General features: G+C 66.0%; 9 protein-coding genes. 2 read left to right on the top strand and 7 right to left on the bottom strand.

The window, feature by feature from the left end; all coding sequences use genetic code 11:
• Window positions 1-181: 181 nt before the first annotated feature.
• Window positions 182-1,402, bottom strand: coding sequence for a cytochrome P450 (locus AB7O82_RS33985; protein ID WP_428621391.1), 1,221 nt, complete (start codon window positions 1,400-1,402; stop codon window positions 182-184).
• Between the two features lie 59 nt (window positions 1,403-1,461).
• On the opposite strand from AB7O82_RS33985, the gene AB7O82_RS33990 reads away from it, so the two are divergent.
• Window positions 1,462-2,004 (top strand): TetR/AcrR family transcriptional regulator, encoded by a 543-nt coding sequence (locus AB7O82_RS33990; RefSeq protein WP_428552833.1) that lies wholly within the window; start codon window positions 1,462-1,464, stop codon window positions 2,002-2,004.
• 347 nt (window positions 2,005-2,351) lie between these two features.
• On the opposite strand, the gene AB7O82_RS33995 is transcribed toward AB7O82_RS33990, so the two are convergent.
• From AB7O82_RS33995 to AB7O82_RS34020, 6 genes are all read right to left on the bottom strand, one after another.
• Window positions 2,352-2,753, bottom strand: a complete 402-nt coding sequence (locus tag AB7O82_RS33995; RefSeq protein ID WP_428621393.1) for a GFA family protein — start codon at window positions 2,751-2,753, stop codon at window positions 2,352-2,354.
• 112 nt (window positions 2,754-2,865) lie between these two features.
• On the bottom strand, window positions 2,866-3,513 hold the full coding sequence (locus AB7O82_RS34000) for a VOC family protein (RefSeq protein WP_428552827.1): 648 nt from the start codon (window positions 3,511-3,513) through the stop codon (window positions 2,866-2,868).
• Window positions 3,514-3,660: 147 nt separating this feature from the next.
• Window positions 3,661-4,566 carry a hypothetical protein gene (locus AB7O82_RS34005; protein WP_428552825.1) on the bottom strand — a complete coding sequence of 302 codons (906 nt, stop codon included), beginning with the start codon at window positions 4,564-4,566 and terminating at the stop codon, window positions 3,661-3,663.
• 69 nt (window positions 4,567-4,635) lie between these two features.
• Window positions 4,636-5,832 carry a formyl-CoA transferase gene (locus tag AB7O82_RS34010; RefSeq protein ID WP_428552822.1) on the bottom strand — a complete coding sequence of 399 codons (1,197 nt, stop codon included), beginning with the start codon at window positions 5,830-5,832 and terminating at the stop codon, window positions 4,636-4,638.
• Window positions 5,833-5,844: 12 nt separating this feature from the next.
• Window positions 5,845-7,116 (bottom strand): amidohydrolase family protein, encoded by a 1,272-nt coding sequence (locus AB7O82_RS34015; protein ID WP_428552819.1) that lies wholly within the window; start codon window positions 7,114-7,116, stop codon window positions 5,845-5,847.
• Window positions 7,117-7,172: 56 nt separating this feature from the next.
• Window positions 7,173-8,264 carry an acyl-CoA dehydrogenase family protein gene (locus tag AB7O82_RS34020; protein ID WP_428552816.1) on the bottom strand — a complete coding sequence of 364 codons (1,092 nt, stop codon included), beginning with the start codon at window positions 8,262-8,264 and terminating at the stop codon, window positions 7,173-7,175.
• A gap of 416 nt (window positions 8,265-8,680) precedes the next feature.
• Here AB7O82_RS34020 and AB7O82_RS34025 point away from each other — a divergent pair.
• The coding region (locus tag AB7O82_RS34025) for a mandelate racemase/muconate lactonizing enzyme family protein (protein WP_428552814.1) at window positions 8,681-9,654 on the top strand (974 nt) is incomplete at its 3' end.

Here is a 9,654-nt window from a genome sequence, read left to right on the forward strand (position 1 = left end):
GCGCCAGCTCCCCGCCATCGCGGGGGTGGGTAAAGAGCGGTCATGGTCTTTTTGGACCCCGGGCGTCCCGCCCGAACAGGGTCACATGACGATGAGGGGGCGGGACGCCCGCGGTCCGCTTGAAGCTTGACCCCTCCGTCGCCGCAAGACGGCGACAGCTCCCCGGCAAAGTTGGGGAGGGCTAAAGCATCACCGGCAGCTTCTTCACCCCGCGCAGGATCAGCGAATCGTGCCAGTCGGGCTCGCCGGGGCACAGCCGGATGTGCGGCAGGCGCTCGCTGAGCCGGGTCGCGGCAATCTCCGCCTCCAGGCGGGCGAGCGGCGCCCCGAGGCAGAAGTGGATGCCGTGGCCGAAGGTCATGTGCGGGTTCTGGGCGCGGCCGATGTCGAAGCGGTCGGGGTCGTCGAAGGCTTCGGGATCGCGGTTGGCCGAATTCATGAAGGCGAACACGCGCTGGCCCTCGCGGATGGTCTTGCCGGCCATCTCGAGGTCGGCCGCGGCCACGCGGGCCAGCGCGCCCGACGGTCCATCGTAGCGCAGGTACTCCTCGACCGCGCCCGCCGCCAGCGTCGGATCGGCAACCAGGCGGTCCCACTGGTCGCGATTCTTCATCGAGTAAAGGAAGCCGTTGCCGATCAGGTTGGTCGTCGTCTCGTGGCCGGCGAACAGCAGCAGGATGCAGGTGCCGATGATCTCGTCGGTGCTGAGCGCGTCGCGATCGTCGCGCGCCAGCACCAGCTGGCTGACCATGTCGCTGCGTGGCTCGCGCGTACGGTCCTCGACCAGGCTGCGGAAGTAGCCCGACATCGCCTTGGCGCCGACCTCGGCGCGCAGGTATTTGTTGCCGGCGACCTGGGCGGTGCCGATGAACAGGGCGATGTCGTCCGACCAGACCTTTACCTGCTCGAGGTCGGCCCGCGGCACGCCCAGCAGATCCATGATTACCGAGGCGGGCAGGGGATAGGCGAAGTCGGCGATGAAATCGACCGGATCGCCACGGCGCGCCCTGGCGAGCATGCCGTCGATCAGGTGGGCGACGATGTCCTCGATGTTCGGCCGCAGATTGGCGACGGCGGTCGGAGTGAAGGCCTTGGTGAACAGCCGCCGCAGGCGCGTGTGGTCAGGCGGGTCACGGAACACCATCCAGTGATTGAGATAGCGTACCAGGCTGTCGAGCGAGCCGTTGCGATAGTCGGGGTTCGCCTTGAAGAACGGGGTCAGCCGGTCGGCCGAGATCTCGCGATTGTTGAGCGCGACCTGCCGCACGTCGGCGTAGCGCGTCACGATCCACGCCTTCATGGCGGGCGTCCAGTGCACCGGGTCCTCGACGCGCAGGCGCGCGAACTCGGGGAACGGGTTGGCGTTGGTGGCGGGATTACCGAGATCGAACACGTAAGCCATGGCGCAAAGGCTAGCGCCCGGCCTCGTACCAAACAAGTGTTTGGTGATAGGCTGGCGCCATGTCGCGCGAGAAGCTGCTTTCCGTCTCGGCCCGCCTGTTCGCCAGGGGCGGCTTCGAGGCCACGTCGATGCGGGACATCGCCAAACGGGCCGGCATGCTGGCCGGCTCGATGTACTATCACTTCCCGTCAAAGAACGACCTGATCGCTGCCGTCTACGAGGCCGGCGTGGCCGAGATCGGCGCCGCCGTCGATCGCGCGGTGACAGGCAAGCCGAACGCGTGGCGCCGGCTCGAAGCCGCCTGCATCGCCCATCTCGAGACCCTGCTGGCGGACTCCGCGCATGCCGCCGTGATGACCGCCGAGCTGCGCCGCCTCGATCCGCGGCTGCGCCGGCGCCTGGTCGTCCTGCGCGACCGCTACGAACGCCGCTTCGTCGACCTCGTGGAGGCCCTGCCTCTGGCAGCCGGCACAGACCGCACCCTGTGGCGCCTGCATCTGCTCGGGGCGCTGAACGGGACAGCCACCTGGTATCGGCCCGGCGGCAAGTCGCCGGCGGCGATCGCGAGGGCGCTCGTGGCCGCGCTTCATCGACCGGGGTGACGCTGCTGCGATCTTCTTTCCTCCCCCGTAATCGGAGGAGGTGGCCCGTAGGGCCGGAGGGGGAAGGCTGCAGTCGCGGTCAATCCGGTTTCGACTTCGTGCCGTTCGCCATCGCCGTTCACTTCAGGTCGGATCATCCCGAATCCGCGTCGGTCGATCGCGAGATCGCCTTCTATGAGGAGTTTGGCACTCCCTATCGGACACTGAGAGATGGCGAGGCCCTCGTGATCCATGGCGATCGCGAGAAGGTCGTCAGTTCGAGTGGCGGACCTGAGCGACGCCTTCAGGATCTTCGATAGCGACATAGGTTCGGGCTACGCGAAGTAGGCGGCGCGCTTTGCTCAGCCCTAGCACTGCTCCGGACGCTTGTCCGGATAGACCGGGAGGCCATCGGCCAGCTTCACCCAGCTGAGGGCCGAGGCGGCATAGGTATGGGCCTTCGGCGGCACCTGTTCGGGGTCGTCCAGCGAGCCTGTCGTGATGTCGATCTCGTCCGGATAGTGCGCCGACTGGAAGGTGATGGGGGTGCCGCACCTGGTGCAGAACGTGCGGGTGGCGTGCGCCGACGATCTGAAGCGGGTCAGCTCGCCGGCGACGAGCCGGAACGACGCCGGCTCGACCGTGAACCAGGCGACGAACGGCGCGGCGCTGGTGCGCCGGCAGATCGAGCAGTGGCAACCCGTCGAATGGCGGGGCGTGCCGTCGACCTCGTAGCGGACGGCGCCGCAGCAGCAACGACCTTTCAGCATGAGCACCCCCTTCACTTGCGACGTCCGTTCTTGCCGCAACGTCCATCCTTGCTGCAACGTCCGTCCATGCTGTAACGATCGAGAGGCAAGTCAGTGCCATTCGGCGGTCGAACTAGGTCGCTGGACCTGCGAATAACAGGAGATTGCCGTCCGGGTCGCGGACGATGAAGGTCCGGGCACCCCACGGCTCCTGCTTCAAGGTCTGCAGGAAGTCGACGCCGGCCGACTGATACTGGACGAAGAGCTCGCGGATCTCGGCAGCGCTGTCGACCGTCATCGAGGCGGCGAGAAGCTGCTCGCGCTCGCGGATGTCGGCCACGAACACCGGCTCGCAGATCATCCGCAGGTTGAGGCGCGCATTGTCGCGCCTGACCTGGCCGTAGAAGGGTGGCTCGCCGTAGGTGAAGACGGTGGTGAAGCCGAGCTTCGCCGTGAAGTAGTCGCACGAGGCCTTGATGTCGGCGACGTAGAGCTGGGCTTCGACCTCGGTCAGGATCGGTGCCGCGCGCTCGGGCTTGGCGGTGTCGGGCATGGCCTGGACGCCGTCTCTGAGCGCCTGCCAGGTGTCGAAGCCGGATTGACGCGCCACCAGTTCCTGGGCGTCGCTCAGCTTGAATTCGGCCTCCAGGACCTGCCGGTCGGTCAGGTCCCTGTAGCGGGGAAGCACGGCACGGATCTGGGCGGCCACCGGATAGTAGCGGTCGCGATGCCAGCGCACGTAGAGCTTGGCTTGCTTCTTGAGGTTCTCGAGGTTCGGCATGGGCGCATCTTTGGTTGTGTGAGGTAGGTGGGCATAGCCCCTTCGGCCTCGGCCGATGCGCCCTACTGCAACGGTCGTACAGTCTGCCGCCGTGCCGGACCTGTCAATCACACGTGTAAGGAAATCGGCCGGCTCTGCCGCAGCAGCCTATTTCGGACCCGCCGGCGGCGACACCGAGCCGGTCGCGATCAGTCCCTTGAGCATTGCCACAGCGCCGCATTGCCTGGATTCGGCCTTCGCATCGAACCGGCCGTCGGCGACGTAGCGACCCTTTGCATAAAGGTCGGTGCATGCCCAGACATACGGCGAATTGACGCCATGGTGCCGATATCCAAGGCCGTTATAGCGTTCCCAAACGACCAGCATCCCGGCAATGCTCCAATCGTTCCACTTGTCGTAACGATTGATCGCGATGGCGTCCCTCGCACTCTCTTCCCAGCTGAACGGTGGCGTACCCCGAGCCGGTCGCCCGGCCGGCACGCGTGTCGTGCGGCTGGTCAACGGATCCCCGTTGTGCAAATGGGCGTCGAACCTGAAGTCGGCTTCCAGGCCATGAATGATTGCGAGGAAGTACCAGGGCATCGTCATAGACTTCGTGATGCGCTCGTACCGGGCACGATTGCCCAGTATCTTCCTGACGCTTTGCGCGACCAATTCCTGGCGTGCCGGGGGCACTTTCGCGCCATCGAAGCGCACCTGGTACTCCTGGCGGAGCAATCGTGAGAGGACGCTGTTCTCGTACTCGAGCTGCGCGACCTGGCTTCCGCGCGAAACCGCCAGCTCGCGGAACATCCACGTTGCTCCGCCGCCGAGCGCCAGGACGATGACGGCCGCAGTACTTGCCAGAATGGTTTGGCGCCGCCGCCGTCGGGCGAGCTCCTGCGCGGCGCGCAGCTCTCGCCCTCTTTCCTCCCTCTCCTCGGCCTCGCTCGGTGTCGGTCTGGCCCCGCCTGCTGCAGGACACGACCCCTCCGTCTCGCCGAGCCGGATGCCAAGGCGGGGCTCGGCGACCAACCCGTCGCGGTCCACTCGATTATGATCGCGGTCAACCAAGTCGTCGTCACCGCGCCGGCTTTGCGCGCTGACATCGCAAATGCCTGTTCCTCATTCGATCACCTCGGCCTAGACGACTCCCTCCTGGCGCAGACGCTTCGTCTCATCGGGCTCGATCCCGCACAGGGATTCGAGCAGTACGTCGGTGTGCTCGCCCAGCAGGGGCGGACGGCTGACCGTGACGGGCGAATCCGACAATTTGATCGGGCAGCCGACCGTCTGATAGGTACCGCGGGTCGGGTAATCCACGTCGACGATCATCTCGCGCGCCTTGAGATGCGGATCGGCCAGCACCTCGCCGGTGTCCTGGCAGGCGCCGCAGGGAACACCCGCGTCTCCCATCAGGCGCATGACTTCGTGCTTGCTACGCTGGCGCGTCCACGCCTCGACAATGGCGTCGAGCTCGGTCCGATTTTGCCAGCGCGCTTCCAGGGTCTTGAAGCGCGCATCCTCGGTCAACTGTGGCTGCCCCAGCACTTTCGCCACCGCCGGCCACATCTGCGGTTGTGCGTAAAGGTAGACGTAGTCGTTCGGGCCGCCCGGCGCGCAGGCGTAGGTCGTGCCGGGCACGTTGCGCCCGAGCTGATTGCCGGTGCGCGGCATCGGATGGCCGAAGCGCTGGTGGTCGCGAAGGCTCACCCGCACCAGGTTGACGACCGCGTCCTGCATGGACACCTCGACATGCTGGCCGCGGCCGGTCGCATGGCGCTGCTGCAGCGCCGCCAGAATGCCGATCGCCATGTGCATGCCGGTGCCGGAATCGCCGATCGCCGGATAGACGTAGGTCGGCGGATTCTCGGGGAAGCCGGTGACGCTCATCGCCCCGCCCATGGCCTGGGCGACCGGCTCGAAGCTCTTGAAGCCGCTGTAGGGTCCGTAGGTGCCGAAGCCTTTGATGGTGGCGTAGATGAGCCGCGGGTTGATCTTGGCCAGGGCTTCGTAGCCGAGCCCGAGGCGATCGAGCGCGCCCGGCCCGAAATTCTCCACCAGCACGTCCGACTGGGCGATCACCTTCCGGAACAGATCCTTGCCGGCGTCGGTCTTGAGATTGAGCGTCAGGCTGCGCTTGTTGGCGTTGAGGATCAGGAAGAACAGGCTGTCGCTGTTGGCCTGGTCGCGCATGTTCACCCGCGCAATGTCGCCGCCCTTGGGCTCCTCGAGCTTGATCACGTCGGCGCCGAGGAAGCCGAGAATCTGCGTGCAGGCGGGCCCCGCCTGGTTGTGCGTCATGTCGATGATGCGGACGCCTGACAAGGCCTGGTCCATCGTTGCGCTCCTTCACGGTTGGTACTTGAAGACTCTGCCGCCCTTCATCACGAACGCCATGTGGCGCAGCGCGGTCGCATCGGCAAGGTAATCGCCGCGCATCGCCACGATGTCGGCCGTCATGCCAGGGACAATCGTGCCGATCTCGCCGCCGAGACCGAGCGATTCTGCTGCGCGCGACGTCTCCGAGACGAGCGCTTGCATCGCATCCTGGCCGCCGAACTTGATGCGGTACAGCAGTCCTTCGGCATTGTGGCCGTGAGCGCCCGCGGTCGCGTCGCTGCCATAGACGATCTTCAGGCCTGGTACTTTGAGGGATCGGATGAATTCCTCCGGCGGCTTCGGATTGGCGATCAGCTTTTCCATCATTTCGAACGCCTCGGCCGTGTAGTTGCCGACGCCCAGGTACTTGTCCTTGTTGGCAACGTAGTTCTCGGTGACCACGCCAACGGTTGGATCGAAGAAGGTGCCTTTGGCCGCCATCAGGGCCAGAGCCTCGTCGGTCATGCCTCCGGTCCCGTGCTCGATCGCCGTGCAGCCCGCCTGGACCGCCATCTTCACCGCCGACGTATAGGCGTGAACGACGCTGCGCAGGCCCTGGCTGTTGCATTCGCCGCAAATGACATCGAGCTGGGCTTGCGTGAGCGTGGGGCGCGACCCTTCGCGCACGCTCGTCGAGGCGAAGATCTTGATGGCGTCGGCGCCGCGCGCCTTGAGATCGCGCACCATGGCCCGGAGCTGCGGTTCCGGCTGCACGGTCTGTCCGGGCTGATCGTAGCGGAACCATTGCAGCGAGGTCAGCAGTCGCGGCCCTGGCACCAGGTTGCGCGCCCAGGCCTCGCGCAAGGGGAGATCCCACGCGGTGCCTGGTCCCAGGCTCTGCACCGTCGTGAAGCCGGCCTCGAGGATGCGCACGCCGTTTTCCACGCCGAACAGGACCGAGTCGGGCATGGGCTCGTCCTGTCCGACGAGCCGGTTGTCGATGAAGCGATCGTGGCTGAAGTGGTAGGTCACGTGAACGTGGGTGTCGATCAATCCCGGCGCCACGGTCAGGCCGCCGAGATCGTAGACCTGGGCCCCTTGTGGGACCGGCCCGCCGATGCGTTCGATCTTGTCGCCGGAGACGACGACCACGGTGTCCCGCAGCGTCCCGCCCTTGCCGTCGAGCAGGATGGCGACCTTGAGAGCAATCGGACGCCTGGGCTGTGGCAGCTCCCATGTGAGCGGTGGCTTGTTCGCGACGCCCAGCAGCGCCGCCGATGGGTGCGATTGCACTGACTTCATGCGCCTTGTCGCCTCCTCGGAGGCGCGAAGGATACCAGCAGGGCTTCGGTCCAAAGCTAGAAAATATTCTCGGGCGACACGCCGAGCATGACCTGGCCGACCGTCTCGTAGTGCAGTATGCGGCCCTGGCCCTGTTGTGCGACCGTGTCGATGTCGCGCAGGCGGCGTTCGAACGGGTTCTCCTCGAACACCGCCATCGAGCCGCAGTCGTGAAACAGCGTATTGACGATCTCCCGTGACGACTGGATCGCCCAGGTCGAGGCGAGGCGCAGGCGGGTGCGTTGATCCAGGTCCATCTCGCCGCGCTCCTCGATCGTTTCCAACGCTTCGTCCGCCGCGGCGTGAAGGAAATAGCGCGCGGACCGCCACCTCGCCTCGGACTGCGCCACGTGCGACTGGACGACGTTGTTCTCGACCATCGGCTTGCCCGCGCCGCGGCGGGTCTTTTCCCGCGGCAGCGCCAGGAACGCGTCCATCGTGGCACGGGCAATACCGAGTGCGACGCCACCGAAGCCGATCGAATAGAGCTGGTTGCTGGTGAAGCGGTAGAGCGGGCTGTCGCTCCGGCGGTCGCGCGGATCGTCGCGCCAGATGGCGCGCTCGTGCGGAATGAACAGATCGTCGACAGAGTATTCGTTGCTGGCCGTGCCGCGCAGTCCGAGCGTGTGCCAGATGTCGTGGAACGTGGCGCTCGACTTGGGGTACAGGAAGGTCTTCGTTTCCCTGGTGCCCGCTACCCTGAGATGCGCGCCCAGCCAGGTGGCATTCTGGCTTCCGCTCATGAAGCGCCATTTCCCGGTGATGCGGTACCCGCCTTCCACGGGTGTGGCTTCGTAGGGTGAACCGGGAGGCCCCCAGGCGACGATCCCGTCCGGCCTGCCAAAGATCTCCTGGGCAACATGCGGATGAAGATAGGCGCTCGTGGTCGAGCAGCCGTTGCTTTGACAGACCACCCACCCGGTAGACCCATCCGCATAGGCGAGGGCTTCGGTCACGCGGGCGAAAATCGAGGGCTTCAGTTCCATGCCGCCAACCGATTTCGTCTTCAGCATGGTGAAGAACCCGCCATCAACCAGGGCTTCGACGACGGGCCTGGTTAGTTCGCGGATGTTGTCGTGTTCGTCCGCGGCCGCGGCGATCAGGGGCATGAGATCGCGCGCCTTCTGGAGCTGCGGATGGACGGTCGGCATGGCGTCACTCCTGCGCCGCAACAGCGCGGCCCAAGCGATTACCGACGGGCCGGGCGCTCCGGTCAAGCGATGGCCACGCAGGACGGAAGTGCGGAAGAGGCGGTCGCATCTCCGGGCCGTGGCCGCCGGTGAGGGGCGGGATGAGGTTCGGGCGGCGAGCGAGTGGGATCGGCCCCTTGGACTTTGGATTTGGTTCGAAAGCCCAACAAAGTCCTCATCTTGTGGAGCGCCCGATGGGTGGTTCTCGATGGTTGGGCCCCCAAGGGCGGTACTAATTGCCCTTGCTCGGTGACGCACCATTCGGGCGCTCCTCAGCATGAGGTTTCCTCCTTACCTTGACGCCCATGGGAGCTGGCCCCTGCTATAGTCGAGCCATGACCGCGCACCGCAGCAATCTGCCCCCGACCAGGATCGAAAAGGTCGAGACGTTCCTGATCGAGCGCTGGTGCCTGCTGCGCATCCATTGCGAGGACGGCACGGTCGGCACCGGCGAGGCAGGCGTGCACGGCTGGCCACGGCCGACCGCCGCCATGGTCGACGAGATGAAGTCCTATCTCGTGGGGCGCGATCCCTCGACGATCGAGCATCACGCGCAGGCGCTGCAGCGGCACTCGCACTTCATGGGCGCGCTGGTCGGCGGCGCCATCTCGGCGATCGACATTGCGCTCTGGGACATCAAGGCCAGGCGCTACGGGGTGCCGATCTACGAGCTGATGGGTGGCAAGACGCGCGACCGCGTGCGCTGCTACATGCACGCGAAGGGCAACACGCTCGACGAGCTGGTGGCCGATGCCGTCGCCAGGAAGCGCCAGGGATTCACGGCAATCCGCTTCTCGCCTTTTGCGCCCGACTATCATCTGCGCAAGTCGTTCGAGGAATGGGTGAGCGAGGCCGAGCGCCGCGTCGGCGCGGTGCACGAGGCGCTCCAGGGCGACGCCGACATCTGCATCGAGCTGCACCGCCAGATGAACCCCGCCGAGTCGATCGCGCTCGGACAGCGCCTGCAGAAATTCCATCCGTACTTCTATGAGGACCCGATGCTGCCCGACAGTCCGGCGATGATGGGCGACGTGCAGGCGCGGAGCGGCTTGCCGGTGGCGACGGGCGAGCGCTTCTCGTCGATCTTCCAGTTCCAGGAGCTTCTGGCGAACAACGGCTGCGCCTATGTCCGGCCCGACGTCTGCCTCTGTATGGGGCTCACTGGCAGCAAGAAGGTCGCCGCGATGGCCGAGGCGCACCACGTCAAGGTGATCCCGCACAATCCTTTGTCCCCGATCTCGACCGCGGCCTGCGTGCAGCTCGACGCCTGCATCCCGAACTTCGCGCTGCAGGAATACACGGGCGAGTC

This window comes from Reyranella sp. (assembly GCF_050185545.1).
Classification (GTDB): Bacteria; Pseudomonadota; Alphaproteobacteria; order Reyranellales; family Reyranellaceae; genus Reyranella.